At 67.6% G+C, this 25,815-nt stretch carries 29 protein-coding genes and 1 pseudogene; 21 read left to right on the top strand and 9 right to left on the bottom strand.

All coding sequences use genetic code 11. From position 1 onward, the window contains the following. Positions 1-200: 200 nt before the first annotated feature. From HMPREF2924_RS11055 to HMPREF2924_RS10995, 13 genes are all read left to right on the top strand, one after another. Complete coding sequence (locus HMPREF2924_RS11055) at positions 201-794, top strand: MarC family protein (RefSeq protein WP_003095417.1); 594 nt, start codon at positions 201-203, stop codon at positions 792-794. Between the two features lie 424 nt (positions 795-1,218). Further along, a complete protein-coding gene (urtA, locus tag HMPREF2924_RS11050) occupies positions 1,219-2,484 on the top strand; it encodes an urea ABC transporter substrate-binding protein (protein WP_003123536.1) in 1,266 nt (421 codons plus the stop codon). A gap of 146 nt (positions 2,485-2,630) precedes the next feature. Next, positions 2,631-4,220 carry an urea ABC transporter permease subunit UrtB gene (gene urtB / locus HMPREF2924_RS11045; RefSeq protein WP_023094916.1) on the top strand — a complete coding sequence of 530 codons (1,590 nt, stop codon included), beginning with the start codon at positions 2,631-2,633 and terminating at the stop codon, positions 4,218-4,220. Beyond that, entirely contained in the window at positions 4,217-5,296 is a 1,080-nt protein-coding gene (gene urtC / locus HMPREF2924_RS11040) for an urea ABC transporter permease subunit UrtC (RefSeq protein WP_003135357.1), read from the top strand. The genes urtB and urtC overlap by 4 nt, the downstream gene beginning before the upstream one ends. Next, complete coding sequence (gene urtD, locus HMPREF2924_RS11035; RefSeq protein WP_003135359.1) at positions 5,293-6,150, top strand: urea ABC transporter ATP-binding protein UrtD; 858 nt, start codon at positions 5,293-5,295, stop codon at positions 6,148-6,150. Before urtC ends, urtD begins: the two co-directional genes overlap by 4 nt. 136 nt (positions 6,151-6,286) lie before the next feature. Beyond that, positions 6,287-6,985: an urea ABC transporter ATP-binding subunit UrtE gene (gene urtE, locus HMPREF2924_RS11030; protein ID WP_003095434.1), complete on the top strand. Its 699-nt coding sequence runs from the start codon at positions 6,287-6,289 to the stop codon at positions 6,983-6,985. Between the two features lie 83 nt (positions 6,986-7,068). Next, entirely contained in the window at positions 7,069-7,521 is a 453-nt protein-coding gene (locus HMPREF2924_RS11025; protein ID WP_003095437.1) for a GNAT family N-acetyltransferase, read from the top strand. An 8-nt stretch (positions 7,522-7,529) separates the two neighbouring features. Then, positions 7,530-8,372, top strand: coding sequence for an urease accessory protein UreD (locus HMPREF2924_RS11020; RefSeq protein ID WP_003116109.1), 843 nt, complete (start codon positions 7,530-7,532; stop codon positions 8,370-8,372). 1 nt (position 8,373) lies between these two features. Continuing rightward, positions 8,374-8,676 carry an urease subunit gamma gene (locus tag HMPREF2924_RS11015; protein ID WP_003095443.1) on the top strand — a complete coding sequence of 101 codons (303 nt, stop codon included), beginning with the start codon at positions 8,374-8,376 and terminating at the stop codon, positions 8,674-8,676. Between the two features lie 8 nt (positions 8,677-8,684). After that, on the top strand, positions 8,685-9,203 hold the full coding sequence (locus tag HMPREF2924_RS11010; RefSeq protein WP_003099390.1) for an L-methionine sulfoximine N-acetyltransferase: 519 nt from the start codon (positions 8,685-8,687) through the stop codon (positions 9,201-9,203). 16 nt (positions 9,204-9,219) lie between these two features. After that, positions 9,220-9,525: an urease subunit beta gene (locus tag HMPREF2924_RS11005; RefSeq protein WP_003095450.1), complete on the top strand. Its 306-nt coding sequence runs from the start codon at positions 9,220-9,222 to the stop codon at positions 9,523-9,525. Between the two features lie 68 nt (positions 9,526-9,593). Continuing rightward, positions 9,594-11,294: an urease subunit alpha gene (gene ureC / locus HMPREF2924_RS11000; protein WP_003095453.1), complete on the top strand. Its 1,701-nt coding sequence runs from the start codon at positions 9,594-9,596 to the stop codon at positions 11,292-11,294. Between the two features lie 118 nt (positions 11,295-11,412). Then, a complete protein-coding gene (locus HMPREF2924_RS10995; protein ID WP_003110941.1) occupies positions 11,413-12,780 on the top strand; it encodes a hypothetical protein in 1,368 nt (455 codons plus the stop codon). 9 nt (positions 12,781-12,789) lie between these two features. Here HMPREF2924_RS10995 and HMPREF2924_RS10990 read toward each other — a convergent pair whose 3' ends face one another. Further along, entirely contained in the window at positions 12,790-13,056 is a 267-nt protein-coding gene (locus tag HMPREF2924_RS10990; RefSeq protein ID WP_003095462.1) for a DksA/TraR family C4-type zinc finger protein, read from the bottom strand. 125 nt (positions 13,057-13,181) lie between these two features. Between HMPREF2924_RS10990 and HMPREF2924_RS10985 the strand changes: the two genes are divergently transcribed. Together HMPREF2924_RS10985 and HMPREF2924_RS10980 are read left to right on the top strand one after the other, a co-directional pair. Further along, positions 13,182-13,796, top strand: a complete 615-nt coding sequence (locus HMPREF2924_RS10985; RefSeq protein WP_003135384.1) for a hypothetical protein — start codon at positions 13,182-13,184, stop codon at positions 13,794-13,796. 100 nt (positions 13,797-13,896) lie between these two features. After that, on the top strand, positions 13,897-14,643 hold the full coding sequence (locus tag HMPREF2924_RS10980) for a hypothetical protein (protein ID WP_003095466.1): 747 nt from the start codon (positions 13,897-13,899) through the stop codon (positions 14,641-14,643). A gap of 6 nt (positions 14,644-14,649) precedes the next feature. Here HMPREF2924_RS10980 and HMPREF2924_RS10975 read toward each other — a convergent pair whose 3' ends face one another. Continuing rightward, entirely contained in the window at positions 14,650-15,513 is an 864-nt protein-coding gene (locus tag HMPREF2924_RS10975; protein ID WP_003135385.1) for an isocitrate lyase/PEP mutase family protein, read from the bottom strand. Between the two features lie 207 nt (positions 15,514-15,720). Here HMPREF2924_RS10975 and HMPREF2924_RS10970 point away from each other — a divergent pair, with 207 nt between their 5' ends. Next, entirely contained in the window at positions 15,721-16,986 is a 1,266-nt protein-coding gene (locus tag HMPREF2924_RS10970; RefSeq protein WP_003095476.1) for an Hsp70 family protein, read from the top strand. A 174-nt stretch (positions 16,987-17,160) separates the two neighbouring features. Here HMPREF2924_RS10970 and HMPREF2924_RS36960 read toward each other — a convergent pair whose 3' ends face one another. Next, positions 17,161-17,430: a PsiF family protein gene (locus tag HMPREF2924_RS36960; protein WP_058133593.1), complete on the bottom strand. Its 270-nt coding sequence runs from the start codon at positions 17,428-17,430 to the stop codon at positions 17,161-17,163. Then, a pseudogene (locus HMPREF2924_RS36955) lies at positions 17,425-17,541 on the bottom strand (PsiF family protein); the annotation flags it as partial. The gene HMPREF2924_RS36960 and the pseudogene HMPREF2924_RS36955, both read right to left, overlap by 6 nt. Before the next feature lie 190 nt (positions 17,542-17,731). Here HMPREF2924_RS36955 and HMPREF2924_RS10960 point away from each other — a divergent pair. Next, positions 17,732-18,271 (top strand): MOSC domain-containing protein, encoded by a 540-nt coding sequence (locus HMPREF2924_RS10960; RefSeq protein WP_003095483.1) that lies wholly within the window; start codon positions 17,732-17,734, stop codon positions 18,269-18,271. Between the two features lie 88 nt (positions 18,272-18,359). Next, the gene (gene osmE / locus HMPREF2924_RS10955) at positions 18,360-18,704 is read left to right on the top strand and encodes an osmotically-inducible lipoprotein OsmE (protein ID WP_003095488.1); all 345 of its coding nucleotides are present in this window, start codon (positions 18,360-18,362) and stop codon (positions 18,702-18,704) included. A gap of 43 nt (positions 18,705-18,747) precedes the next feature. Here osmE and HMPREF2924_RS10950 read toward each other — a convergent pair whose 3' ends face one another. After that, entirely contained in the window at positions 18,748-19,155 is a 408-nt protein-coding gene (locus HMPREF2924_RS10950) for a Rho termination factor N-terminal domain-containing protein (protein ID WP_003095492.1), read from the bottom strand. Positions 19,156-19,301: 146 nt separating this feature from the next. On the opposite strand from HMPREF2924_RS10950, the gene brlR reads away from it, so the two are divergent. Further along, complete coding sequence (brlR, locus tag HMPREF2924_RS10945) at positions 19,302-20,114, top strand: c-di-GMP-binding multidrug transporter transcriptional regulator BrlR (RefSeq protein ID WP_003110937.1); 813 nt, start codon at positions 19,302-19,304, stop codon at positions 20,112-20,114. A 1-nt stretch (position 20,115) separates the two neighbouring features. Here the strand turns inward: brlR and HMPREF2924_RS10940 are convergent, their stop codons facing one another. Next, positions 20,116-22,185: an AsmA family protein gene (locus tag HMPREF2924_RS10940; RefSeq protein WP_003135398.1), complete on the bottom strand. Its 2,070-nt coding sequence runs from the start codon at positions 22,183-22,185 to the stop codon at positions 20,116-20,118. A gap of 295 nt (positions 22,186-22,480) precedes the next feature. Between HMPREF2924_RS10940 and HMPREF2924_RS10935 the strand changes: the two genes are divergently transcribed. After that, complete coding sequence (locus tag HMPREF2924_RS10935) at positions 22,481-23,014, top strand: ferritin-like domain-containing protein (RefSeq protein WP_003095503.1); 534 nt, start codon at positions 22,481-22,483, stop codon at positions 23,012-23,014. A 275-nt stretch (positions 23,015-23,289) separates the two neighbouring features. Further along, positions 23,290-23,631: a hypothetical protein gene (locus HMPREF2924_RS10930; protein WP_003110935.1), complete on the top strand. Its 342-nt coding sequence runs from the start codon at positions 23,290-23,292 to the stop codon at positions 23,629-23,631. Positions 23,632-23,744: 113 nt separating this feature from the next. Here HMPREF2924_RS10930 and HMPREF2924_RS10925 read toward each other — a convergent pair whose 3' ends face one another. The 3 genes from HMPREF2924_RS10925 to HMPREF2924_RS10915 are packed head-to-tail and all read right to left on the bottom strand — an operon-like array spanning position 23,745 to position 25,800. After that, entirely contained in the window at positions 23,745-24,512 is a 768-nt protein-coding gene (locus tag HMPREF2924_RS10925) for a molybdopterin-binding protein (RefSeq protein ID WP_003110934.1), read from the bottom strand. Continuing rightward, positions 24,509-25,123 carry a cytochrome b/b6 domain-containing protein gene (locus tag HMPREF2924_RS10920; RefSeq protein ID WP_003135409.1) on the bottom strand — a complete coding sequence of 205 codons (615 nt, stop codon included), beginning with the start codon at positions 25,121-25,123 and terminating at the stop codon, positions 24,509-24,511. The genes HMPREF2924_RS10925 and HMPREF2924_RS10920 overlap by 4 nt, the downstream gene beginning before the upstream one ends. 53 nt (positions 25,124-25,176) lie before the next feature. Then, complete coding sequence (locus tag HMPREF2924_RS10915; protein ID WP_003095513.1) at positions 25,177-25,800, bottom strand: hypothetical protein; 624 nt, start codon at positions 25,798-25,800, stop codon at positions 25,177-25,179. Positions 25,801-25,815 lie beyond the last annotated feature (15 nt).

Below are 25,815 nucleotides of genomic sequence, written 5' to 3'. Positions count from 1 at the left end.
CGGATAACCGCACGCGGTTATTCGCCCTACGCCCCGGTGGTCCCGCCTCCCGTAGGGCGCATGACGCCAACGGCGTTATCCGCCGACATCCGGCCTCGTTGTCACATGCCACGCGAACCGGCATATTGCCAACCCGCCGGACATCGCACCGGCCCGTCGCACGCTATGCTCATGCCCACCCCCGGACCGGAAGCGCCTCCATGCATTTGCTGTTCAGCGTCTACCTGAAGATGCTGGTGCTCTATAGCCCCTTCTTCGTGCTGTCCTGCTTCATCAGCCTCAGCCGCGGCTTCGGCCCGCGCGACCGCAAGCGCATGGCCTGGCGGGTGGCCCTGGCGGCGCTGATCGCCAGCGTCGCGCTGTACCTGTTCGGCCGCTACATCTTCATCCTCTTCGGTATCACCGCCGACGCCTTCCGCATCGGCGCCGGCAGCGTGCTGTTCATCTCCGCGCTGGGCATGGCCCAGGGCCGCGCGGCGGTGCAGAGCGACAACGTGCAGCAGGACGTGACCATCGTCCCGCTGACCATTCCTCTCACCGTCGGCCCCGGCACCATCGGCGCGCTGCTGGTGATGGGCGTCGGCCAGGGCTGGGAGGCCAAGCTGATCTCCCTGGTGGCGATCTTCCTCGCCTGCCTGACCCTCGGCACCACGCTCTATCTTTCCGACCGCATCGAACGCCTGCTTGGCGACCAGGGCCTGCAGATCGTCAGTCGCCTGATGGGTCTGTTCGTCTGCGCGCTGGCGGCGCAGATCATCGTCACCGGCCTGAAGGGTTCGCTGTTCCCAGGCTGAGCGCACCAGCCTGAGGCGGACACCCTGGATGCCGCGCCCTGACGCACCGCAGTGGTGCCCGGGCGAAGCGGCGGCGCTCCCATGGACGCGCCGCCGGCGGTAGGGAGGGAGGTCAGCGCGACGCCTCCCCATCCGGAGCCCACGACCCCTTCTCCGTCGATATCCGGCGAAAACCCGTTGAAAACGCCGCCTTCACCGGCATAGCCAGGCCTGCTCGGCATGCTTCCCCGGCGACTCGCGGCGCCTTTTCGCCGACCGATACCGGCCAGCGCCAAGAAGAGGCACAGCCTTTGCTCTGGAGCCTCGACGAAGAGATCCAGGCCGCAGTGCGCACCCCGCCGTCCACCGGACGGATGCCCGACGACAAGCACGACGCCTCCTGAAAACTGCCGCCCCGACCGCTGGTGAATGGAGAACAACACCAATGAAACGTCGCAGTCTGCTCAAGGCCTTCACGCTGTCCGCGTCCATCGCTTCCATGGGCCTGTCCTGGTCCATCCAGGCCGCCGAAACCATCAAGGTCGGCATCCTTCACTCGCTGTCCGGGACCATGGCGATCTCCGAGACCTCGCTGAAGGACATGGCCCTGATGACCATCGACGAGATCAACGCCAAGGGCGGGGTCAACGGCAAGAAGCTGGAGGCGGTGGTGGTCGATCCCGCGTCGAACTGGCCGCTGTTCGCGGAAAAGGCCCGCCAGTTGCTGACCCAGGACAAGGTCGCGGTGGTCTTCGGTTGCTGGACCTCGGTGTCGCGCAAATCGGTGTTGCCGGTATTCGAGGAACTCAACGGATTGCTGTTCTACCCGGTCCAGTACGAGGGCGAGGAACTCTCGCCGAACGTCTTCTATACCGGCGCGGCGCCGAACCAGCAGGCGATCCCGGCGGTGGAGTACCTGATGAGCGAGGACGGCGGCGGTGCCAGGCGCTTCTTCCTGCTCGGCACCGACTATGTCTACCCGCGCACCACCAACAAGATCCTGCGCGCCTTCCTGCACAGCAAGGGCGTGGACGACAAGGACATCCAGGAGGTCTACACGCCATTCGGCCACAGCGACTACCAGACCATCGTCGCCGACATCAAGAAGTTCGCCGCAGGCGGCAAGACCGCGGTGGTCTCCACCGTCAATGGCGACTCCAACGTGCCCTTCTACAAGGAACTGGCCAACCAGGGCCTGGAAGCCACCGAGGTGCCGGTGGTGGCCTTCTCCGTAGGCGAGGAAGAACTGCGCGGCATCGACACCAAGCCGCTGGTCGGCAACCTCGCGGCATGGAACTACTTCGAGTCGGTGAGCAATCCGGTCAACGAGAAGTTCGTCGCCGACTGGAAAGCCTACGCCAAGGCGAAGAACCTGCCGAACTACGCCACCGCGGTGACCAACGACCCCATGGAAGCCACCTACGTCGGCATCCATATGTGGGCGCAGGCCGTGGAAAAGGCCGGCAGCACCGAGGTCGACAAGGTTCGCGAGGCGATGGCCGGGCAAAGCTTCAAGGCGCCATCCGGCTACACGCTGGTCATGGACAAGAGCAACCACCACCTGCACAAGCCGGTGATGATCGGCGAGATCCAGGACGACGGCCAGTTCGAAGTGGTCTGGAAGACCCCCGAGCCGCTTCGCGCGCAACCCTGGAGCCCGTTCATCCCGGGCAACGAGAAAAAGCCGGAGCATGCGCTGAAGAGCAACTGAGTTCTGCCGTGAAGAACCCTGCCCCCCTGACCAGGCGTTCCCCTGAACGGAACGGGAACGCTCCGGTCGCGCGCCGAACGGCCCCCTCGCCCTTCAGGGAGAGGGCGGGGGACCGGCCACACCGCACGTCGCCCAGGAACCCCAGCATGCCCCTTGCCCTCCTCACCCGCCCGCTCCAGGCCTGTGTCCTGGTCCTGGCCGCCCTTCTCGCGGTGACGGCCTACGCCGGACCGGCGCAGGACTTCGCCGCTGCCGACAACGGCGGTCGCGCCCACCTGCTCGAACACTGGGCGGCGACGCCCGACGCCGGTCGCCTGGCCTTTCTCGAAGCGCTGCGCCACAACCGCATTGCGCTGGACAGCCGCCAGCAGCCATTCCTCCTCGGCGCCGACCAGCGTTTCCAGGCCGCCGAAGGCGACGCCCTGCCGGACGGCGAGCCGAAGCCGCTGCGCCTGAACAATCGCCTGCGCGGCCTGCTCAACACCGCCCTGGCCAGCCACCAGTTGGTGGCCAACGAAGTGCCGCTGCGGCTGGCCGCCGCGCAGCAGTTGCAGAAAACCGCCAAGGCCGCGCAACGGCCGCTGCTCGAAGCGCGCCTGCGGATCGAGAGCGACGCTGGCGTGAAGGAAGCCCTCGGCCTGGCCCTGGCCAACCTGCAACTCGGCGATCCCGACCCGGCGCTACGCCTTTCCGCCGTGCGCCTGCTCGGCGAGTCCGGCGATCCGCTGGCGCGAACCCGCCTGGAGAACCTGCTCGACCCGGCGGTGGAACCGGAGGCAGGCGTGCGCATCGCCGCCGCCACCAGCCTGGCCCAGGTCAAGCGCCGGCTGCTGGTCGGCGACCTGCTCGGCCAGGCCTTCAGTGGCCTGTCGCTGGGCTCGATCCTGCTGCTCGCGGCGCTCGGCCTGGCGATCACCTACGGCCTGCTCGGGGTGATCAACATGGCCCACGGCGAAATGCTCATGCTCGGCGCCTACTCCACCTACGTGGTGCAACTGCTGTTCCAGCGCCTGGCGCCGGAATGGCTGGCGCTCTACCCGTTGCTGGCGCTACCGGTGGCGTTCTGCGTCAGCGCCGCCATCGGCATGGCCCTGGAGCGCACGGTGATCCGCCATCTCTACGGCCGGCCGCTGGAAACCCTGCTCGCCACCTGGGGCATCAGCCTGGTGCTGATCCAACTGGTGCGGATGCTGTTCGGCGCGCAGAACGTCGAGGTAGCCAACCCGGCCTGGCTGTCCGGCGGCATCCAGGTGCTGCCGAACCTGGTGCTGCCGTGGAACCGCATCGTCATCATCGGCTTCGCCCTGTTCGTGCTGCTCCTCACCTGGCTGCTGCTGAACCGCACGCGGCTCGGCCTGAACGTCCGCGCGGTGACCCAGAACCGCAACATGGCGGCCTGCTGCGGGGTGCCCACAGGGCGCGTGGACATGCTCGCCTTCGGTCTCGGCTCGGGCATAGCCGGGCTCGGCGGGGTAGCCCTGTCGCAGGTCGGCAACGTCGGCCCGGACCTCGGCCAGGGCTACATCATCGACTCCTTCCTGGTGGTGGTGCTCGGCGGCGTCGGCCAGCTCGCCGGCAGCGTCCTCGCCGCCTTCGGCCTCGGCGTGGCGAACAAGATCCTCGAACCGCAGATCGGCGCGGTGCTGGGCAAGATCCTGATCCTCGCGCTGATCGTCCTGTTCATCCAGAAACGCCCGCAGGGACTGTTCGCCCTGAAAGGGAGGGTCATCGATTGAACCAGCCACTCACCGTCACCCTCGCCCGCCGGGCCGGCGGCCGCGCCACCGCTATCGCGCTCGGCGCAGCCTTCGCCACGCTGCTGGCCATGCCGCTGCTGCACCTGCTGCCGGCGGACAGCGCGCTGCACCTCTCGGCCTACAGCCTGACCCTGACCGGCAAGATCCTCTGCTACGCCATCGTCGCCCTCGCCCTCGACCTGGTCTGGGGCTACGCCGGCCTGCTGTCCCTCGGCCACGGGCTGTTCTTCGCCCTCGGCGGCTACGCCATGGGCATGTACCTGATGCGCCAGGCCTCCGGCGACAGCCTGCCGGCGTTCATGACCTTCCTTTCCTGGAACGAACTGCCCTGGTACTGGGCCGGCACCCAGCACTTCCTCTGGGCGCTGTGCCTGGTGGTACTGGTGCCCGGCGCGCTGGCCTTCGCCTTCGGCTACTTCGCCTTCCGCTCGCGGATCCGCGGCGTGTACTTCTCGATCATGACCCAGGCCCTGACCTTCGCCGGCATGCTGCTGTTCTTCCGCAACGAGACCGGTTTCGGCGGCAACAACGGCTTCACCGACTTCCGCAGCATCCTCGGCTTCCCGATCACCGCGCCGGGCACCCGCGCCGCCCTGTTCCTCGCCACCGTCGCGCTGCTCGCGGCCAGCCTGCTGCTCGGCTGGCGCCTGGCGCGGAGCAAGTTCGGCCGGGTCCTCACCGCGCTGCGCGACGCCGAGAACCGCCTGATGTTCTGCGGCTACGACCCGCGCGGCTACAAACTCTTCGTCTGGACCCTGAGCGCGGTGCTCTGCGGCCTCGCCGGCGCGCTGTTCGTGCCGCAGGTGGGGATCATCAACCCCAGCGAGATGTCGCCGACCAACTCCATCGAAGCCGCCGTCTGGGTCGCCCTCGGCGGACGCGGCACCCTGCTCGGCCCGCTGCTCGGCGCCGGCGTGGTGAACGGTGCGAAGAGCTGGTTCACCGTGGCCTTCCCGGAATACTGGCTGTTCTTCCTCGGCGCGCTGTTCATCGTCGTCACCCTGTACCTGCCGCGCGGCCTGCTCGGCCTGCTGCGCAAGGAGAAGGAGCAATGAGGACCACCCCGCACCTGATGCTCGAACCGGCCTTCCACCCCGGCCTCGATACCGCCGGCAGCGGCCGCGACGCCATCGGCCTGGGCGCCGCCACCAGCGGCCGGCTGGACGCGCGCCACGGCACCATCCTCAGCCTGGAAGACATCAACGTCAGCTTCGACGGCTTCAAGGCCCTGCGCGACCTGACCCTGTACATCGGCGTCGGCGAATTGCGCTGCATCATCGGCCCCAACGGCGCCGGCAAGACCACCCTGATGGACGTGATCACCGGCAAGACCCGCCCGCAGAGCGGCACCGCGTATTTCGGCGACACCCTCGAGCTGACCCGCATGAGCGAGGTGCAGATCGCCCAGGCCGGGATCGGCCGCAAGTTCCAGAAGCCCACGGTGTTCGAGGCCCTGAGCGTGTTCGAGAACCTCGAACTGGCGCAGAGGGCCGACAAGTCGGTGTGGGCCAGCCTGCGCGCGCGGCTCGACGGCACGCAGAGGGAACGCATCGAGGAGGTGCTCGCCACCATCCGCCTGCTGGAGTCGCGGCAGCGTCCGGCGGGTTTGCTGTCCCACGGCCAGAAGCAGTTCCTCGAGATCGGCATGCTGCTGGTGCAGGAACCGCAGTTGCTGCTGCTCGACGAGCCGGTGGCGGGCATGACCGATGCCGAGACCGAATTCACCGCCGAGCTGTTCAAGTCCCTGGCGCGCAAGCACTCGCTGATGGTGGTGGAGCACGACATGGGTTTCGTCGGCAGCATCGCCGACCATGTCACCGTGCTGCACCAGGGCCACGTGCTGGCCGAAGGCTCGCTGGCGGAGGTACAGGCCGACGAACAGGTGATCGAGGTCTACCTCGGTCGCTGACGCCAGCCATCCGCTCGGCGGGTAGCGCCTGCCAAGTGGCGCCCGTCGCGTAGGGCGAATGACCGCTCGCGGTTATCCGCCGAGCCAGGTTGGGAATCGCAGTGAAGAACCATCACGGGACAAATGGAAGAGAACCATGCTGCAAGTCGACAAGCTCCACCAGTACTACGGCGGTAGCCATATCCTCCGTGGCCTGAGCTTCGAGGCGAAGGTAGGCGAGGTGACCTGCCTGCTCGGTCGCAACGGGGTGGGCAAGACCACCCTGCTGCGCTGCCTGATGGGCCTGGTCCCGGCCCGCGAGGGCCAGGTCGCCTGGGAAGGCCGTTCGCTCACCGGACTCAGGCCGCACCAGCGGGTCCGCGCCGGGATCGCCTACGTGCCGCAGGGACGGGAAATCTTCCCCCGGCTGACGGTGGAAGAGAACCTGCTGATGGGACTGTCCCGTTTCAGCGCCAGGGACGCCCGGACGGTGCCGGACTTCATCTACGAGCTGTTCCCGGTCCTGCGCGAAATGAAACAGCGCCGCGGCGGCGACCTCTCCGGCGGCCAGCAGCAGCAACTGGCGATCGGCCGCGCCCTGGCCAGCCAGCCGCGACTGCTGATCCTCGACGAACCCACGGAAGGCATCCAGCCTTCGGTGATCAAGGAGATCGGCACGGTCGTCCGCAGCCTGGCGGCGCGCGGCGACATGGCGATCCTGCTGGTCGAGCAGTTCTACGACTTCGCCGCCGAACTGGCCGACCAATACCTGGTGATGGCGCGCGGCGAGATCGTCCAGCAGGGCCGCGGCCGCGACATGGAGAGCGAGGGCGTGCGCGGGCTGGTGGCGATTTGAACGGACTGGGACACACTGCCGCTGGCGCAACCGGGGCCTGCGCTGGCAATCTCTATGCCCTCGTCTTTCCGCAGGAGGTCGAAATGACCGTCACTCTGCGCCCGGCCGTCCAGGCCGACGCGGGCTTCGCCGCGCTCTGCGTCGCCGCCGCCTATGCCCCGTGGATCGCGGTGATCGGCCGCAAGCCCTGGCCGATGACCCAGGACTACCACGAGGTGATCGCCAGCGACCGGGTCCTCATCGCCGAGCACGACGGCCAGCCGGTCGGCCTGCTGGTGACCCGGGAAACCGCCGACGGCTTCCTCGTCGACAACCTCGCCGTGCTTCCCGAATGCAAGGGCCAGGGCATCGGCCGACAGCTGCTGGAACGCGCCGAGCGCGACGCGACGAGCCTCGGCTACCGCTCGCTGTACCTCTACACCAACGAGCGGATGACGGAAAACATCGCGCTCTACGCCAGGGTCGGCTACCTCGAATACGAACGCCGCCAGGAAGAGGGATTCCGCCGCGTGTTCATGCGCAAGGCCCTGGCCTGACCCGACCGATGACCGCCGCCCTCCCCGACCTGAGCTTCCACCCCGCCTGGCACGCCCAGCTGGAGCTGGCCTACGCCCGCGCCGGCGACGCCACACGCCCGGTGACGCGGCGCCACGCCGGACCGCTGCGGGTGCAGAAGCACCTCTACGCCGAAGGCCCGGAAGTCTGCCAGCACATCCTCGTGCATCCGCCCGGCGGCATCGCCGGCGGCGACAGCCTGGCCTTCGACGTGCGCCTCGGCGAACGCGCCTGGGCCCAGCTCACCAGCCCCGGCGCGGCCAAGTGGTACCGCGCCGCCTGCCCGTCGCGGCAGACCCTGGAGATCCACCTGGAGCCCGGCGCCACCCTGGAATGGCTGCCGCAGGAAAGCATCGTCTTCGCCGGCGCCCAGGCCGAACTGGAAACCCGTATCCAACTGCGCGGCGACGCCCGCCTGTTCTACTGGGACATGGTCGCGCTCGGCCGCCCGGCCAGCGGCGAGCGCTTCGCCAGCGGCCACTTCGTCGCAGCCCTGGACATCCGTCGCGACGACCGCCTGCTCTGGCACGAGCGCCAGCGCATCGACGGCGGCGACCGCCTGCTCGACTCGCCGATCGGCCTCGCCGGGCACCCGGTGCTGGCGACCCTGGTCGCCAGCGGCGAGATCGACACCGACCTGCTGCAACGCTGCCGCGCGCTCCCCTGCGCCGGCCGCGGCAACCTCAGCCAGTTGCCCGGCGGCCTGCTGGTGGCGCGCTGCCTGGCCGACGAGGCGCTGCACGCGCGAGCCTGGCTGATCGAACTCTGGCGCCTGCTGCGGCCGGCGCTGCTCGGCCGCGAGGCCGTTCCCCCACGCATCTGGAGTACCTGAGATGGACTTGTCCCCCCGCGAGAAAGACAAGCTGCTGATCTTCACCGCCGGCCTGCTCGCCGAGCGCCGGCTGGCACGCGGTCTCAAGCTGAACTACCCGGAGGCGGTGGCGCTGATCTCCGCCGCCCTGCTGGAGGGCGCGCGCGACGGCCGCAGCGTCGCCGAACTGATGCACTACGGCACCACCCTGCTGAGCCGCGAGCAGGTGATGGAGGGCGTGCCGGAGATGATCCCGGACATCCAGGTGGAGGCCACCTTCCCCGACGGCACCAAGCTGGTGACCGTCCACCAGCCCATCGCCTGAGGCCGCCCATGAGCGCTTCGATCCGCGACGCCGGCGTCGCCGACCTGCCCGGCATCCTCGCCATCTACAACGACGCCGTGGGCAATACCACGGCGATCTGGAACGAAACCCCGGTGGACCTGGCCAACCGCCAGGCCTGGTTCGACACCCGCGCCCGCCAGGGCTACCCGATCCTGGTGGCGAGCGACGCCGCCGGCGAAGTGCTCGGCTACGCCTCCTACGGCGACTGGCGACCCTTCGAGGGCTTCCGCGGCACCGTCGAGCACTCCGTCTACGTGCGCGACGACCAGCGCGGCAAAGGCCTCGGCGTGCAACTGCTGCAGGCGCTGATCGAACGTGCGCGGGCCCAGGGACTGCACGTCATGGTGGCCGCCATCGAAAGCGGCAATGCCGCCTCGATCGGCCTGCACCGGCGCCTCGGCTTCGAGATCAGCGGGCAGATGCCGCAGGTGGGCCAGAAGTTCGGCCGCTGGCTCGACCTGACCTTCATGCAACTGAACCTCGACCCGACGCGCAGCGCGCCCTGAACCCTAAGGAGCCCCCATGATCCCCGGTGAATACGACATCCAGCCCGGCGATATCGAACTCAACGCCGGCCGCCGCACCCTCGCCCTGAGCGTGGCGAACACCGGTGACCGGCCGATCCAGGTCGGCTCGCACTACCACTTCTTCGAGGTGAACGACGCCCTCGCCTTCGACCGTCCGGCCACCCGTGGCATGCGCCTGAACATCGCCGCCGGCACCGCGGTGCGCTTCGAACCGGGGCAGAGCCGCGAGGTGGAGCTGGTGGAAATCGGCGGCGGACGGCGGGTATACGGCTTCGCCGGGCGGGTGATGGGGGACCTCTAGGGCCCATTCCCAACTGGCCAGGTCCGAGGAAAGACAGCGAACACCGACGATCGCCAAAGGAGCGTTCGATGAAAATCAGCAGACAAGCCTACGCCGACATGTTCGGCCCCACCGTCGGCGACCGCGTGCGCCTGGCCGACACCGACCTGTGGCTCGAGGTGGAACGGGACTTCACCGTCTATGGCGAGGAAGTGAAGTTCGGCGGCGGCAAGGTCATCCGCGACGGCATGGGCCAGAGCCAGCTGGGCGCGGCGCAGGTGGTCGACACGGTGATCACCAACGCGCTGATCCTCGACCACTGGGGCGTAGTCAAGGCCGACGTCGGTCTCAAGGACGGGCGCATCCAGGCCATCGGCAAGGCCGGCAACCCGGACATCCAGCCCGGGGTGAACATCGCCATCGGCGCCGGCACCGAGGTGATCGCCGGCGAGGGCATGATCCTCACCGCCGGCGGCATCGACACGCACATCCACTTCATCTGCCCGCAGCAGATCGAAGAGGCGCTGATGAGCGGCGTCACCACCATGATCGGCGGCGGCACCGGCCCCGCCGCCGGGACCAACGCTACCACCTGCACCTCCGGTCCCTGGCACATGGCGCGGATGCTCCAGGCCGCCGACGCCTTCCCGATGAACATCGGCTTCACCGGCAAGGGCAACGCCAGCCTGCCGCTGCCGCTGGAGGAGCAGGTGCTCGCCGGCGCCATCGGCCTGAAGCTGCACGAGGACTGGGGCAGCACCCCGGCGGCGATCGACAACTGCCTGGAGGTGGCCGAGCGCCACGACATCCAGGTGGCGATCCACACCGACACCCTCAACGAATCCGGCTTCGTCGAGACCACCCTCGGCGCCTTCAAGGGCCGCACCATCCACACCTACCACACCGAGGGCGCCGGCGGCGGCCACGCACCGGACATCATCAAGGCCTGCGGCTTCGCCAACGTGCTGCCCAGCTCGACCAACCCGACACGGCCGTTCACCCGTAATACCATCGACGAGCACCTGGACATGCTGATGGTCTGCCACCACCTCGACCCGGCCATCGCCGAGGACGTGGCCTTCGCCGAGTCGCGCATCCGCCGCGAGACCATCGCCGCCGAGGACATCCTCCACGACCTCGGCGCGTTCAGCATGATCAGCTCCGACAGCCAGGCCATGGGCCGGGTCGGCGAAGTGATCACGCGCACCTGGCAGACCGCCGACAAGATGAAGCGCCAGCGCGGCCGCCTCGACGGCGACGGTGCGCGCAACGACAACTTCCGCGCCAGGCGCTACATCGCCAAGTACACCATCAACCCGGCGATCACCCACGGCATCAGCCATGAAGTGGGCTCCGTCGAAGCCGGCAAGTGGGCCGACCTGGTGCTCTGGCGCCCGGCCTTCTTCGGCGTCAAGCCGAGCCTGATCCTCAAGGGCGGGGCCATCGCCGCCAGCCTGATGGGCGACATCAACGGCTCGATCCCCACGCCGCAGCCGGTGCACTACCGGCCGATGTTCGCCAGCTACGCCGGCAGCCGTCACGCGACCAGCCTGACCTTCGTCAGCCAGGCCGCCTTCGCCGCCGGCGTACCGCAGCAGCTCGGCCTGCGCAAGGCCATCGGCGTGGTCAGCGGCTGTCGCGGTGTGCAGAAGACCGACCTGATCCACAACGGCTACCTGCCGACCATCGAGGTCGACGCACAGAACTACCAGGTACGCGCCGACGGCCAGTTGCTCTGGTGCGAACCGGCGGACGTGCTGCCGATGGCACAGCGCTATTTCCTGTTCTGATTCCCAAGCGACGGGTCCCGGCGCCACGCCGGGACGTCGACCGCTCCGTTCGGACAGCTTGGCTTGTCGGCGCTAGCGGCGACAATGGTGCCTCTCCGCAGCCGCCGGCAGTCCGTCCATGTCCTCCCGCCAATCGTCCCGCAACGCTTCCACCCCGTATCTGGCCAAGGCCTTCCAGGCGACGGCCATCGTCGTGGTCAGCTACTTTCTCTACTGGACCTACCAGCTCTACCAGTACGGCGAGATTCCCATCAGCAAGAAGGACGTGATGCTGCGCCAAGCCATCCTCGCGCGCTTTCCGGCGGACTACGAGGTGGAGATCAAGGGCGCCGACCTGCTCGGCTTCGGTGAGAAATTCCTGGTCGCCTACGGCAATCGGCGCTTCGTCGGCAAGGCCTTCGCCATGGACGACCAGGTCATCGAGCGCCTGGAGCGGAACCAGGGACGGACCAACCTGCCGCTGGTGAAGGTGTTCTACATCGCCGAACCCGGCCTCCTCTCCTCGCTGCTCAACCTCTCCCCGTTCCTGGATATCCAGAAGAACATGGTCGAGCTGAGCCTCCGGGAATACCGGAAGATCCAGTTGGTCCCCTTCGATCCGGACGCGAAGCGGAAACCGCGCGAGCAGTTCGAAACCGATTATGCCTTCCCCCAGCTGTTCAGCCTCAGCCAACTGGAAGTCGCCGACTACGACGGCGACGGCCGCGACGAACTGCGCCTGGGCTACCTGTCCTACGCCGGCGGTTCGGGAGGGACGCGCTGGTCGGTGATCTACGACCTGAAGGACGGCGCGCTGACCGCCCATTCCGGCTATCCGGAAATGCTCGACATCGACGTCGCCCGGTTCATCCAGGCGGTCAACCTGTACGCCGGCCTCGACGGCACCCTGCCGCGCGACCAGCGTCAGCTGGAAGACGTGGTCGGCCGAGGCAGCGAGCGCTTCGCGCTGACCGCCGCGGAGCGCCAGGCACTGGTCGCCGACCCGCCGCAGCGGGACGACTACGCCAGGGTCCTGATGAGCCTTTCGCCGCGCTCGCCCTACGCCCCCGATCGCTTCATCGACCTCGGCGATGGCAGCCGACTGAGCCTGGCCCCGCGCCATACCGACGATTACTCGACCTTCCTCGACATCGGCGGGAAGAAAATCTTCGTCGAAGCCTTCTACGTCGACGACGACGCCTGCCACTGGTGCGAGCATCGCTGGCGAGTGATGGCCTTCCATTACGACGACGGTCGCTGGATCTCGGACCGCACCATCAACGGCGACGGCTTCAACGGGCAGTGGCTGCGCAACGCGGAGCCGCTGGGCCTCAACGACGTTTTCGGTACCTACCGCGACCAGGGCCCGGCGGGCCTGGCCTGGTCCTTCATCGACCCGCGCTGGACCGCCTCCAGCCAGCATGACCTGGACGATCCGCTGGGCGTGGGGATGCGCACCCTGTCGCCGGTGGAGCAATGGGTGAAGGAACGCTATCGGGAAAACTGAGGCAGGCCTTCAGCGCAACTGGCTGTCCTTGCTGCCGCGGCGGTTGTAGCCGCTGAACTTCGCCTGTTCCCTGTCGTGCTCGGCCTGGCAGTTGACGCACAGGCGCACGCCGGGAATCGCCCGGCGCCGCGCCTCGGGGATCGCCGCGTCGCACTCTTCGCAATGGGTCAGGCTCTCGCCACGGGGCAACTGGCTGCGCGCACGAGCGATGGCATCCTCGATCGTGCTGTCGATCTGTTCCTGCACCGCACCGTCGTTCGCCCACCCGCTGGCCATGACTGACTCCTCTGGCTGAAACCCTGGAACCTCCAGATATGGGCGTTCGCCCGCGGCTTTGCAAGGGCGGCGCGACCATCGGCCTGGCGTGGCACAATCGCCAGCCAAGCCTGAAGGTACACCGCATGATGGGACCGTTCCGCCGCCTCGCCCACCTGATCGACCAGGGCCGCCAGCTCGACGCCGCGCTCGCCGGCGATCCGTTCGCCCTGCCGGCGCCGGAGGACCGCTATAGCGTCCGGCAACTGCACGGCCTGTATCCGCGCCGTCATCCCGGTCTCTACGCACCGCTGCTCGGCAGCCTGGCGCTGCTGCTCGGTGCCGCGCCGCTGGGTCTTGCCGCGCTGCGCCTGGCATTGCCGGAGGCTCCTTTGCGGCCGCTGGGCTGGCTCTCCGCCCTGCCGCTGCTGGCGGCCTGGCTGTGGCTGATCGCCCTGCTCTCCCGCGGCGCCAGCCTCGGCCCGCGCCTGGCCCGCGACGCCAGCCTGCTGCTGGTCGGCGCCGGGCTCCTGCTGCGCCTGGCCAGCGGCGAGACGTCGGGCCTGGTGGCGCTCGGCGGCGGCGCCTGTGCCTGGCTGCTGTTCAACAGCCGGGCGATGCAACGCTACATGGAACTGGTCTACGCCCAGCGCCTGTACCGCGCCCAGTCGGCCAACCGCCCCGGTTCGGCGCAGCGGCGCCTGGCCAACCAGGCCGCCTACCGCGAACGCAAGCGACGCGAGCGCTCCGGGCGATCCTGAACCAGACTGTCGCCCTGCGACCTTCTGCGCATTGGCGGGCGCCGCCACCAGCGCGTAGGGTAACGCGCTCTCTCTCCTCGGCCTCAAGGACGACCCGGACATGAAGATCGACTCAGCCTCCAGCTCTCCGAGCCTGGCCCAGCGGCAGCTGATGACCCGCACTCCCGACCAGGATTTCCAGCGCGACTTCCAGGCCGCCTACGCGCGCCTCGCGGTCGCCGCCGAAGGCAGCGCGGAGCAGGCCGGGGCGCTGGCCGACACCCTCGGCGCCACCCAGCTGGAATACAGCCGGGTGCGCGGCGTCAGCCTGGAAGACCAGTTGCGCTTCGCCCATGTGCTCAACCGCGCCTGCGAAAACGGCGCGCAACTGGACGCCCGCGGCTTCCTCGCCCGCCTGGGCGCCGACGACCTGCAGGCGCTACAGCGCAACATGGGCCTGGCCGAGCCGATCCGGGTCGAGGCGCTGAGCGAGGAAGGCGCGCGCAACCTGCTGCTGCCGGAAGGCTACAGCGTCGACCTGGACGGCGACGGCATCACCGAGGTGGGCGCCGCGAAGATCCGCCACTTCCCCCCGCGCGACGCACCGCAGGCCTTCCTCGACCAGTGGCTGGCGCTCACCGCCGGCATGGACGGCGCCGCCTATTCGAACGCCCGCGACGGGTTGCAATGGGCTTTCGACATCCGCGCCATGGCCGGCCAGCCCCTGGCCACCGACCAGTTGGCCAGCTACCGCACGGCGGTGGACGACTACCTGGGCATGCTCGCCGAGCACCGCCACGCCCTGGTTCCCGGCCAGTACGAACGCGACCTACCGCTGTACCAGGCGTTGCGCCAGCGCCTGGCCTGAGGTCGCCTACTCTTTGACTTCCATGTAGTCGCGGGCCCAGGCCTGGTATTCCTCGGGGAAGGTGTACTTCTTCGACAGCTCCGAGGCGGTCAGGTCCGAGGCCACCGCCCCGCGCTCCTCGCGCAGGCAGTCGTAGGTCGCCTTGATCGCGGCGAAATAGGCGGCGTGGCCGTTGACCACGACACGCACACCGAGCCGCGCCAGGCGGGCGTCGTCGCGCAGTTGCGGATTACCGTAGGTGACCAGCATCAGCGGGATGTGCAGGTGCTCGGCGATCGCCTCGAGGTGGGCGAAGTCGCGCACGCCGACCAGGCAGATGCCATCGGCGCCGGCTTCCTGGTAGGCCAGGGTGCGCTGGATCACCGCATCGACGTCGATCAGTTCGGCGTTGGTCCGGGCAATGATGGTCAACGCCGGGTCGACCCTCGCCTCCAGGGCCGCGCGGATCTTGCCGACGCCTTCCTCGACGCAGATCAGGTCGGTGGACTTGCGCCCGAACTGCGCCGGCAGCAGGGTGTCCTCGATGGTCAGCGCAGCGATTCCGGCGCGCTCCAGTTCGACCACCGTACGCATTACGTTCAGCGCGTTGCCGTAGCCGTGGTCGGCGTCGGCGATCACCGGCAGGCGCGTCACCCGGCCGATGCGGGTGGCCTGCTCGACGAATTCGCTGAGGGTGATCAGGGCGAAGTCCGGCGCCGCCAGGACCTGCAGGGAAGCCACCGAACCGCCGAGGATGCCGCACTCGAAGCCGAGGTCGGCGGCGATGCGCGCCGACATGGGATCGAACACGGAAGCGGTGTGGTAGCAACGGGAGGAGTCCAACAGCGCGCGAAACATCGCACGCAACTCATGGTGTGAGGCTCTATGCATGACGAAATCCAGGACAACACGGCAAGACGGAGTGGGAAAGCAGCGCCAACATAGCACCATGCGCGGGCCCCTTGGCAAATCCGTATACAAAGGTCGGGGCGGCCCGCACGGACGTCCCAGGACGCTTCCTGCCGATCGCCGGCGGTGAAATCCGCGACGCTCTCGCATACACTGCGCGGCCGTTTTTTTCCCGGACCGTTTCGCGCCATGAACCCGAGCACCGCCGCCCGCGCCCTGGGCATCGATTTTGGCACCTCCAACTCCACCGTCGGCTGGTGGCGGCCGGAGGTCGAACCGCTGATCGAGCTGGAGGACGGCAAGATCACCCTGCCCTCGGTGGTGTTCTTCAACGTCGAGGAGCGCCGCCCGGTCTACGGCCGCCAGGCGCTCGGCGAGTACCTGGAGGGCTACGAGGGCCGGCTGATGCGCTCGCTGAAGAGCCTGCTGGGCTCCAAGCTGCTGAAGAGCGAGACCACCGTGCTCGGCAGCGCCCTACCGTTCAAGGACCTGCTCGGCCTGTTCATCGGCCAGCTCAAGGCGCGCGGCGAGGCCGCCGCCGGGCAAGCCTTCGACGCGGTGGTGCTGGGTCGCCCGGTGTTCTTCGTCGACGACGACCCGGAGGCCGACCGCGAGGCCCAGGACACCCTGGTGCAGGTGGCCAACAAGCTCGGCTTCAAGGAGGTTTCCTTCCAGTACGAACCGATCGCCGCGGCCTTCGACTACGAGCGCGGCATCCAGCGCGAGGAACTGGTCCTGATCGTCGACATCGGCGGCGGCACCTCGGACTTCTCCCTGGTGCGCCTGGCGCCGGAGCGGCGCAACCTGGCCGAGCGCCAGGACGACATCCTGGCCACCGGCGGCGTGCACATCGGCGGTACCGACTTCGACAAGCAGCTCAGCCTGGAAGGCGTGATGCCGCTGTTCGGCTACGGCAGCCGGATGAAGAGCGACGCCTTCATGCCCACCAGCTACCACCTGAACCTGGCCACTTGGCACACCATCAACGCGGTGTACGCGCAGAAGTCGCAATTGGCGCTGAAGAACATGCGCTACGACATCGTCGACAGCACCGGCATCGACCGCCTCTTCAGGCTCATCGAGGAACGCGCCGGGCACTGGCTGGCGATGCAGGTGGAAGACAGCAAGATCCGCCTGACCGAAACCGAGCGCCTGCACCTCTCGCTGGAGCGCATCGAGGCCGGGCTCGGCGTGGAGCTGACCCGTGGGCTGTTCGAGAACGCCGTCGACGGACTGCTGGAGCGCGTGCGCAACAGCGTCGCGCAACTGCTGGCCTCGGCCGGGGTCGACCCGGACCGGGTCGACACGGTGTTCTTCACCGGCGGTTCGAGCGGCATTCCGGCGCTGCGCCGGAGCGTCTCGGCGATGCTGCCCAACGCCCGTCATGTCGAGGGCAACCTGTTTGGCAGCATCGGCAGCGGCCTGGCCATCGAGGCGAAGAAGCGCTATGGCTGAGCCGCCCTGGTCGTGCCCCTGCCCTATAGGGGGATAAGGTCACACCGGGCCCGCCATGGCGGATAACCGCGAGCGGTTATCCGCCCTACGCCAGGACCACGCCACACCCGTCCGCAGGGCGGATAACGCCACAGGCGTTATCCGCCGCCACACCGAGCCCGACGAGGGTGGGGCTCACTTCTTCAGGCAGGTGCTCATGAACGCCTTGCGTTCGTCGCCCTTGAGCGCCTTGGCGGTGGCGTCGGCGTTGCAGGTCTTCATCTTCTCCTGCTGGGTCGCCGCCTTGGCGCTGCCGCCGGCCTTCAGGCAACTGCTCATGAATGCCTTGCGCTCGTCGCCCTTGAGCGACTTGGCGCTGGCGTCGGCGTTGCAGCTCTTCATCTTCTCCTGCTGGGCGGTGGCCTTGCCGCCGGCAGGCGCGCCGGCCTTCAGGCAGCCGCTCATGAACGCCTTGCGTTCGTCGCCCTTGAGCGCCTTGGTGGTGGCCTCGGCGTTGCAGGCGGTCATCTTCTCCTGCTGCGCGGTGGCAGCGAAACCATGGGCCGAGACGGCCATGGCCAATACGAACATCGGGATACGCAGGATATTCATCGAACTCTCCTTGAAGGGCTGCACGTTCGCATGCAGGTGCGCTGAAGTCTAGCGACTGCGGCGGGCTTTGCAGGGGCTGGGAACGCGTCCTGTGCGCTTGCGACAAGCGTCATGTTTCGCGGCTAGACTGACGCTTCGCACGAGGAGGAGTTCCATGCAACAGGTCATCGCGGTGAGCCTCTGCGCCACCCACGCGTTCAGCAAGCAGGTGCGTCCCGCCATCCGCCTCCTGAAAGGCCTCGGCGTCGAGGGCGACGCCCACCACGGCGTCACCGTGAAGCACCGCTCGCGGGTGCGGCAGGACCCGACCCAGCCGAACCTGCGCCAGGTCCACCTGATCCACGAGGAACTGCACGACGAGCTACGCGCCAGCGGCTTCGCCATCGGCCCAGGGACCATGGGCGAGAACATCACCACCCGTGGCGTCGACCTGCTCGGCCTGCCCACCGGCACCCGCCTGCGCCTGGGGGAAAGCGCCCTGGTCGAGCTGACCGGCCTGCGCAATCCCTGCTCGCAGCTGGACAACTACCAGCCCGGACTGACCGCCGCCGTGCTCGGCCGCGACGAACAGGGCAACCTGATTCGCAAGGCCGGGGTGATGGCGATCGTCCTGGAAGACGGCGAGGTTCGCCCCGGCGACGCCATCGATATCCAGCTGCCACCCCTGCCGCACCGGGCCCTGGAGAAGGTCTGAGGCAATCCGCCGCGATTCCGGGCGAACTCTGCGCGAGGGCCTGCGTTCCAATGTTGGCAAGCACCGCTCAACCACAAGGAGTCACAGCATGTACAAGCAGTCACTGGCGGCACTGTTCGTGATGGCAACCCTGGCCGGCTGCGCGTCGACCAAGGTGCAGAACCCGGTCAACTACATCACCTTCCGCAACGAACCGCTGGTCAAGGATGTCGAGAAAGGCATGAGCCAGCAGGAAGTCCTGCGCATCGGCGGCACGCCTTCCGGCACCCAGAAGCGCCTGATGAAACCGGGGAGCTGCAACAGCTACATCCTCAACAAGGACGGCCAGCAGCAGCCGTTCTACGTCAGTTTCGACGGCAGCGGCAAGGTCGACGGCTCGGGCTTCCTGAGCTGCTCCGAGCTGGACCGCCACGAGCGCGACGCCCGCCCCTGACGGCTCGACGCCCCGCTTCCTTACGGAGGCGGGGCGTCTGCGTTCAGGCCCGGGACAGTGCCTCAATCAGTTCGGCCTTGCGCATCGTCGAACGACCGCGAATGTCGCGCTTGCGCGCCAGCTGCATCAATTCCTCGCGGGTCATCTCGCTCACCGAGGTGCTGCCCTGACGTTTGCCACGGCTCGCCGAGCCGCGGTTGGCCGGTCTCCCTGAGCGGGCCTGGGCGGCGCGATGGGCCGAGTCCTTGCGGTCGGCGCGCTTGGCCGTCTCGCTCTTGGCGCGGCCGGAACCGCCCTTGCGCTCGCCGCCGCCGGACTGCTTGTTCACCGTCGCCCAGGCGCGCGCCTCGGCTTCCGATTCGCTCACACCCTTGGCCTTGTAGCTCTCCTCGATGTGCTCGGCCTTGCGCTGCTGCTTGTCGCTGTACTTGCTCTTGTCGCCACGGGGCATGGGGATATCTCCCTTTGCGATGGGTTCACTGTTGGGACCGGGAGGCGACGGCGGACGTTCAGAGAAAGTGCGCACCGGCACAAACCCCTTGACCTTGCCCCAGGGGCAATCCGTAGTCTGCCGCTATCCCGCAGCAGGAACCGGAAATGCTCACCATCGGCCAACTGGCGCGAATCTTCGAGATCTCCACCAAGACGCTTCGCCACTACGATGCCATCGGCCTGTTCGTCCCCGCGCGCACCGGTAGCGACAACGGCTACCGCTACTACCGGCCGGAACAGATCGAGCAGCTCTCGCGCATACTCGCGCTGCGCCGGCTGGACGTTCCGCTGGAAGCCATCGACCGCCTGAAACGCGATGGCGCGCTGGACGACCCGCAACGCCTGCGGCATTTCCTGCAACGACACCAGCACACCCTGCGCGAAGAGATCAGCGCCCGCCAGCGCCTGCTGGCGGAACTCGACCGAACCCTGGCGACGCTCGCCCACTGGAGGATCCGCAACATGCATGCACGAATCGTCGAACGTCCCGCCTTCAGCGTGGTGGGCATGGAATACTTCGGCAGCGCCCCCGGCGACACCATCGGCCAGCTCTGGGAACGCTTCATCCCGCGCGAGCACGAGATCGCCGGCAAGCACGATCCCGAGGTCTCCTATGGCATCTGCGCGCAGCAGCCCAACGGTGAATTCCACTACGTCGCCGGCTTCGAGGTGCAGGAAGGCTGGCCGGTGCCGGAGGGCATGGTGCGCTTCCAGGTGCCGGCGCAGAAGTACGCGGTGTTCACCCACAAGGGCACGGCGCCGCAGATCGCCGAGAGCTTCCAGGCGATCTACAGCCACCTGCTCGCCGAACGCGGCCTGGAGCCCAAGGCGGGGGTCGACTTCGAATACTACGACCAGCGTTTCCGCGGACCGCTGGATCCGAACTCGCAAGTCGACCTGTATATCCCCATCTACTGACTCAGCGCTTGCCGGCCGGCGCCTTGGCCGGCTGGCGCATGCGTTGCAGCAGGGCGGTGCACTGGTTGTCGTCGCTCTTGCTCGGCGCCACCAGAGCCAGCAGGCTGGCCGCCGGGCCCACCGCCACGCCGAGGGCGATCATTCCCGCGCCGCGCGCCACCAGCGGCCCGGCGTGGACCCCGGCGTCGGGCTTGGCGAAGGTGCCGCGCACGTACAGCGGCGAGCGCAGCGAGAAGATCCGCAGGCCCTTGCTGTGCGGGGTGACATCGAGGTCGAGCTTCTCGTTGGCGAAGTTCACCGTGCCGTCGACGTTGACCAGCGCGTTCTCGGTGTCGAAGACGAACAGCCGGCTGGTCATCAGGCCCTTCTGCAGCCCGAAGTCGGCGGCCGCGCAGTTGATCTTCACCTCGTCGTCGCCGAACAGCTTGGTCACCAGGTAGTTTCCGACATTGAGGCCGGCGATTTCGGTCAGGCCTTTGCTGATCGCACCGTCGTTGATCAGCATCTTCAGTTCGCCATCGGCGCCACCGAGGATCTTCGCCACCGAATTGCCGCTGCCGCTGAGACTGGCGTCGCCGTTCAGCTCGCCGAAGCTGGTCTGCATCGGCGCGAAGCCGGGGAACAACTGTTTCAGCTTGAAGCCCCGCGCGCTCATCTTCACTCGGCTCTGCATCGGCTGCTTGCCGCCGTCCAGGCGGATGTCCGACTCCAGCTTGCCGCCGGCCACGCCGAAGCGCAGGGGCTCCAGGCGCAGCAGGCCGTCGTTGAGCACCAGATGGGTATAGAGGTCGCTGATCGGCAACTGGTCGCTGTGGACGATACGCTTGCCGGTGAATTCCACGTCGGCGTCCATGTCGCGCCAGCGCTCGGTACGGAATTCCTCCACCGGCAGCACCTTGTCGCCCGGCTGGCGGCTGGTCTGCCCGCGCTTCTGTTTTTCGACATTGCTGTCGGCGCCGATCAGCGGGCCGAGGTCGGCGAAGCGCAGTTGCTCGGAGGTCAGCTTGCCGGACAGCTTCGGCCTAGGCTGGCGAGCGACGAAGGTCAGGCTGCCGTGCAGGTCGCTGGCGCCGACCTTGCCGTTGAAGTTCTCGTAGCGGAACAGTGCGCCGCCCTCCTCCTTGAGCCGCGCCAGCAGGTGACCGTCGGTGGAGTAGGCCGGGGTGTCCGGCAGGGTGATGCCGGTCAGCGGATAGAGATTGGCCATGCTGGTCCCGGACAGCTTCAGGCGCAGGTCGAGGGCGCCGAGGTTGAGCGGGTCGGTCAGGGTGCCGACCACCGCGGCACGGGTGCTGCCGGCACTGACCTCGGCCTGTAGCGGGAAGGGCTTGCTCGCATCCTGCAACGCCAGCATCCCGCCGACCTTGCCCGAGCCGGCCAGAGCCTGGCCCTTGTAGGTGCCCTTGACCTTCCAGCCGAACACATAGTCCTGGGCGTTCGCCGCATCGCCCGTGGCCAGCGCCTTGCCGGCCAACTGGCCGAACGGCACCGGCTTGCCGAGCGGGTCGACCAGCACTTCCAGGCGGGTCTTCAAACGCTGGTCGTCGAGGCTGACGCTACCCTTGTCGAAACCGATCTCGCGGATGTCCAGTTGCCAGGCGGACGGCTCGTCGCTGTCGCTGGCAGGCAGGTCGAAATCCCAGTTGGCGCGGCCGTCGGCCAGGCGCAGGAGGTCGGCGCGCGGCTGGGTCAGCTTGATCTGTGGAATGCGGATGGTCTGCCAGAGCAACGGCAACGGCGCGAGGCGGAATTCGATGCGTTCCAGGCTGGCGAACTCGCTCGCCTTGGTCTTGCCCGCCGTCCACTCCGGGTTGCCGAGGGTGATGTCCTCGGCGCTGAAGCGCGGCCAGGGGATCCAGGCGCGCCAGCCTTCCTCGCCCTCCTCGCGGCGCCAGGCCACGGCGAGGTTGCCGTTGATGGCGAACGGGCGGTTCAGCGCCGCCGAGACCTTTTCGTTGAGGGTGGGCTTGATCAGGTTCCAGTCGAAGGTGGCGATGAACACCACCAACGCCGCCAGCAGCAGGACCAGGCTGGCGAGGCTCCAGGTCAGGATCTTTCGGCCGCGCGTCATGCACAACTCCTTTTTGCCGCGTCGGTTGTCGGGCAGGCGCGGCAGCGCGCCTCGCTCAGCCCGTCAGTGTGCAGGCTGGCCCATGGACTCGCCAGCGCGAATACGCCGGCCCGTTCCGTTAGGACCGGCGAAACGCCGGCATTGCTCCCCGTCCCACGCATTTCAGGCAAAAGGCCAGTTCGGCGGCGGGTCGATAAAACTTTTTCGACCGCGCGGGACTCACACCTTAGGTAAGCAGAAAAAGCCGGCCGCAGAGCCGGCCCTTTTCACCGGATCAGCCTCAAGGAGAAAACCGATGACCACCGTTCAACTGACGGACGTCCAGACCCTTCGCGACCGTGCCCGCAAGAACATCCAGGAAGGCGCGGTCACCGAAGGCTATTCGGCCGATCGCCAGACCGTCCTGCGCCTGCTCAACGAAGCGCTCGCCACCGAGCTGGTCTGCTTCCTGCGCTACAAGCGCCACTACTTCATGGCCACCGGCCTTAAGGCGAGCATCGCCGCCGCCGAGTTCCTCGAGCACGCCAACCAGGAAATGCAGCATGCCGACCAGTTGGCCGAGCGCATCATGCAACTGGGCGGCGAGCCGGACTTCAATCCGCGCGGCCTGGAGGAGCGCTCCCATGCCGAATACGTCGAAGGCAAGACCCTGAAGGACATGGTCACCGAGAACCTGATCGCCGAGCGCATCGCCATCGACAGCTATCGCGAGATCATCACCTACCTCGGTAACGACGACCCCACCACCCGACGCATTTTCGAGGAGATCCTGGCCCAGGAAGAAGAACACGCGGACGACATGGCCGACATCCTCGACGACCTCGCCTGACGCCAGAGCAAGACCCGTCCGAGAGCCGGCGCCCGCAGCGCCGGCTTTTCTTTTCGCCTTATTTATCCAATTTATCGATTAAATAGAGAAAAGCTAACTATCCTTTACGAAATCTTCGACATCACAAAAATAATCAACTAACTTACTGATAAGTAAGAAGAAAACAAATAATCACCCATGTCGATAGACACTATCATCGCACTTCGTTTTTAAATCGACTTATCCGAACTGAAAATGACTCCAACGCAATCGACAACCCACTCGGAGTCACCGTCATGAAAGCTTCCCTGATCCTCGGCCTCGCCCTCGCCACCCTGACCGCCAACGCCGCCTTCGCCGCCGATGGCTCCAGCCGCACCATCGACCGGCTGCACCAGGACATGTCCAGCGTCGAACTGCGCATCACCGACAACGGCAGCGAGCAGACCATCGACCGCCTGCACAAGGACATGACCAAGGCCGAAGCCCGCCTGGCCGACAACGGCAGCGAGCAGACCGTCGACCGCCTGCACAAGGACATGACCAAGGCCGAAGCCCGCCTGGCCGACAACGGCAGCGAACAGACCGTGGACCGCCTGCATCGCAGCATGAGCCGTTTCGACCTGCGCACCGCCTGACCGCTCGTTACGCCGCAAGGCGCGAGAAAAGCCCGGCTTGATGCCGGGCTTTCCTATTTTCCCATCCCTGTCGCGCTGGGCGCATGGCCCGAAGCAAGCCGCACTCTCCCGCCTCAGACTCCGCTGAACCAGTTGTAGCCCTGGTCCTCCCAGTAACCTCCGGGATTGCTGTTGCTGACGAAGATCTCCACCACGTGCTTGGCGTTCTTGAAGCCGAGCTTGGTGGGAATCCGCAGGCGCAGCGGGTAGCCGTTCTCCTCCGGCAGCGCCTGCCCGGACATCTCCAGCGCCAGCAGGGTCTGCGGATGCAGCGCGCTGGGCATGTCGAGGCTGGAGTAGTAGCGGTCGGCGCACTTGAAGCCGACGTACTTCGCCGAGGTGTCGGCGCCGACCAGCTCCAGGAAGGTGCGCAGCGGCACTCCGCTCCACTGGCCGATCGCGCTCCAGCCCTCGATGCAGATCAGTTGCGTGACCTGGCTGGCCTGCGGCAGCCGGCGCAGTTGCTCCAGGCTCCAGGGGCGCTTGTCGCGGACCCGCCCGGAAACCTGCAGGCGGTATTCCGGCAGGTCGATCTCCGGCACGTTGTAGGCCGGGTAGAACGCGTTGAAGGGGAACGGCGAGACCACCTGCGACGGATCGAAGGTCGGCGCCAGCCGCGTACGGCTGAACAGCCAGGCCTGGACCCGGTCGTTCCAGCGCGACATGGCCCAGAGTACCTTGTCGACCGAATCGCCATCCTGTAGCCGGCACCCCGAGAGCATCGCCAGGGCGCCCAGGGACAGGCCGCCGCGCAACAGCAGGCGGCGTTGCAAATCGACCATCTGCCGCTCGCTGGACGGGTCGATCGCGATCTTCGCGCGCTTCTTCTCCGGCCCCTTCATCCTCCGCTCCTCCGTCCGCGCCGCCACTCGCGTCCGATGATCATCGGCAGCAGGGTGCGCGGCACCAACAGCACCAGCAGCAGGTGCACGACGACGAACCCGACGACCCCGGCCATGGCCAGGAAATGCACCCAGCGCGCCCCCTGGAAGCCACCGAACAGCGCGGTCAGCCCGTGCAGTTGCACCGGTTTCCAGATCGCCAGCCCGGACAGCACCAGCAGCGCGCCGAGCCCCAGGACCAGCCAGTACAGCAGGCGCTGCACCGCGTTGTAGCGGCCCGGCTCATGCACCAGGCGCAGGCCGAGGGCGAGGCGCAGGTCGCGCCAGACGCCGGCCGCGCTCAAAGGCAGGAAGTCGCGACGAAAATGCCCGCTGGACAGTCCGTAGGCGAGGTAGCACAGGCCGTTGCCGAGCAACAGCCACATGGCGGCGAGATGCCAGGCGATGGAACCGCCGAGCCAGCCGCCGAGGGTAGCCCAGGCGGGAAAACGGAAATCCAGCAGCGGCGAAGCGTTGTAGATGCCCCAGCCGCTGCCGATCAGGCAGGCCATGGCATAGGCATTGAGCCAGTGGCAGAGTCTCACCGGCCAGGCGTGCAACGCACGGTTCATGGCTTTTCTCCCAGGGAACCCGGCCGGGACGGATGCGCCGTCCCGGCGAAACTTCACATCGGCGGGGTCACGCCGTCCTTGCCGACCGAGATGGCCAGGGCGGTGAGGCTGCCGTCGGCGCCCTTCTGCGGGAACAGCACGACCTTGGCGCCAGGCTTGAGCAGGCTGCGCTCGCCCGGCTCCAGGCTGACGATGGGCACGTCGTCCGGCACCACCACGGTCTTCTCACCATCGCCGTATTTCACCGTCATGCGCCGGCCCTGGCTGACCACCAGGTTGCCGACCGTACCGTTGGTCATGGTCGAGGCGCTGCCATCGGCGTTCTCCCAGGGCCGGTGGCCTTCGCCGCTGCCGCGCAGGCTGGGGGCGAAGACATGCACCTCGAGGGCCTTCAGGGTGCCGTCGGGCTGCGGCACGGCGGCGGTGCCGATGAAGCTGTCGGGCTGGATGTCCTCCGGCTTCGCCAGCGACACGGCGCGGATCGCGGTCTTGTCGGTGAGCCTGACCGTCAGTTGCTGGCCGTTGCGGGCCTTCAGTTGCAGGTGGTCGTCGGCGGCCTGCTGGATGGTGCCGCGCAGCGGTTGCAGCATGCCCGCAGGCGGTTGCGCGGCGAAGCTGGCGGCACTGGCCAGGAGCAGGCCGAAGAGCAGCGCGGGGGAAGCCTTGAGTCGAAGCATCGGTCGATCCTCGGT

The sequence above is a fragment of the Pseudomonas sp. HMSC063H08 genome (genome assembly GCF_001813645.1).
GTDB classification, from domain to species: domain Bacteria; phylum Pseudomonadota; class Gammaproteobacteria; order Pseudomonadales; family Pseudomonadaceae; genus Pseudomonas; species Pseudomonas aeruginosa.
This window is presented reverse-complemented; position numbering and strand designations above follow the sequence as displayed.

Bases quoted from the DNA above. Each gene is read 5' to 3' on its own strand.
- HMPREF2924_RS11055 (WP_003095417.1), top strand. From the start codon at position 201: ATGCATTTGCTGTTCAGCGTCTACCTGAAGATGCTGGTGCTCTATAGC.
- urtA (WP_003123536.1), top strand. From the start codon at position 1,219: ATGAAACGTCGCAGTCTGCTCAAGGCCTTCACGCTGTCCGCGTCCATC.
- urtB (WP_023094916.1), top strand. From the start codon at position 2,631: ATGCCCCTTGCCCTCCTCACCCGCCCGCTCCAGGCCTGTGTCCTGGTC.
- urtD (WP_003135359.1), top strand. From the start codon at position 5,293: ATGAGGACCACCCCGCACCTGATGCTCGAACCGGCCTTCCACCCCGGC.
- urtE (WP_003095434.1), top strand. From the start codon at position 6,287: ATGCTGCAAGTCGACAAGCTCCACCAGTACTACGGCGGTAGCCATATC.
- HMPREF2924_RS11025 (WP_003095437.1), top strand. From the start codon at position 7,069: ATGACCGTCACTCTGCGCCCGGCCGTCCAGGCCGACGCGGGCTTCGCC.
- HMPREF2924_RS11020 (WP_003116109.1), top strand. From the start codon at position 7,530: ATGACCGCCGCCCTCCCCGACCTGAGCTTCCACCCCGCCTGGCACGCC.
- HMPREF2924_RS11015 (WP_003095443.1), top strand. From the start codon at position 8,374: ATGGACTTGTCCCCCCGCGAGAAAGACAAGCTGCTGATCTTCACCGCC.
- HMPREF2924_RS11010 (WP_003099390.1), top strand. From the start codon at position 8,685: ATGAGCGCTTCGATCCGCGACGCCGGCGTCGCCGACCTGCCCGGCATC.
- HMPREF2924_RS11005 (WP_003095450.1), top strand. From the start codon at position 9,220: ATGATCCCCGGTGAATACGACATCCAGCCCGGCGATATCGAACTCAAC.
- ureC (WP_003095453.1), top strand. From the start codon at position 9,594: ATGAAAATCAGCAGACAAGCCTACGCCGACATGTTCGGCCCCACCGTC.
- HMPREF2924_RS10995 (WP_003110941.1), top strand. From the start codon at position 11,413: ATGTCCTCCCGCCAATCGTCCCGCAACGCTTCCACCCCGTATCTGGCC.
- HMPREF2924_RS10990 (WP_003095462.1), bottom strand. From the start codon at position 13,056: ATGGCCAGCGGGTGGGCGAACGACGGTGCGGTGCAGGAACAGATCGAC.
- HMPREF2924_RS10985 (WP_003135384.1), top strand. From the start codon at position 13,182: ATGATGGGACCGTTCCGCCGCCTCGCCCACCTGATCGACCAGGGCCGC.
- HMPREF2924_RS10980 (WP_003095466.1), top strand. From the start codon at position 13,897: ATGAAGATCGACTCAGCCTCCAGCTCTCCGAGCCTGGCCCAGCGGCAG.
- HMPREF2924_RS10975 (WP_003135385.1), bottom strand. From the start codon at position 15,513: ATGCATAGAGCCTCACACCATGAGTTGCGTGCGATGTTTCGCGCGCTG.
- HMPREF2924_RS10970 (WP_003095476.1), top strand. From the start codon at position 15,721: ATGAACCCGAGCACCGCCGCCCGCGCCCTGGGCATCGATTTTGGCACC.
- HMPREF2924_RS36960 (WP_058133593.1), bottom strand. From the start codon at position 17,430: ATGAGCGGCTGCCTGAAGGCCGGCGCGCCTGCCGGCGGCAAGGCCACC.
- HMPREF2924_RS10960 (WP_003095483.1), top strand. From the start codon at position 17,732: ATGCAACAGGTCATCGCGGTGAGCCTCTGCGCCACCCACGCGTTCAGC.
- osmE (WP_003095488.1), top strand. From the start codon at position 18,360: ATGTACAAGCAGTCACTGGCGGCACTGTTCGTGATGGCAACCCTGGCC.
- HMPREF2924_RS10950 (WP_003095492.1), bottom strand. From the start codon at position 19,155: ATGCCCCGTGGCGACAAGAGCAAGTACAGCGACAAGCAGCAGCGCAAG.
- brlR (WP_003110937.1), top strand. From the start codon at position 19,302: ATGCTCACCATCGGCCAACTGGCGCGAATCTTCGAGATCTCCACCAAG.
- HMPREF2924_RS10940 (WP_003135398.1), bottom strand. From the start codon at position 22,185: ATGACGCGCGGCCGAAAGATCCTGACCTGGAGCCTCGCCAGCCTGGTC.
- HMPREF2924_RS10935 (WP_003095503.1), top strand. From the start codon at position 22,481: ATGACCACCGTTCAACTGACGGACGTCCAGACCCTTCGCGACCGTGCC.
- HMPREF2924_RS10930 (WP_003110935.1), top strand. From the start codon at position 23,290: ATGAAAGCTTCCCTGATCCTCGGCCTCGCCCTCGCCACCCTGACCGCC.
- HMPREF2924_RS10925 (WP_003110934.1), bottom strand. From the start codon at position 24,512: ATGAAGGGGCCGGAGAAGAAGCGCGCGAAGATCGCGATCGACCCGTCC.
- HMPREF2924_RS10920 (WP_003135409.1), bottom strand. From the start codon at position 25,123: ATGAACCGTGCGTTGCACGCCTGGCCGGTGAGACTCTGCCACTGGCTC.
- HMPREF2924_RS10915 (WP_003095513.1), bottom strand. From the start codon at position 25,800: ATGCTTCGACTCAAGGCTTCCCCCGCGCTGCTCTTCGGCCTGCTCCTG.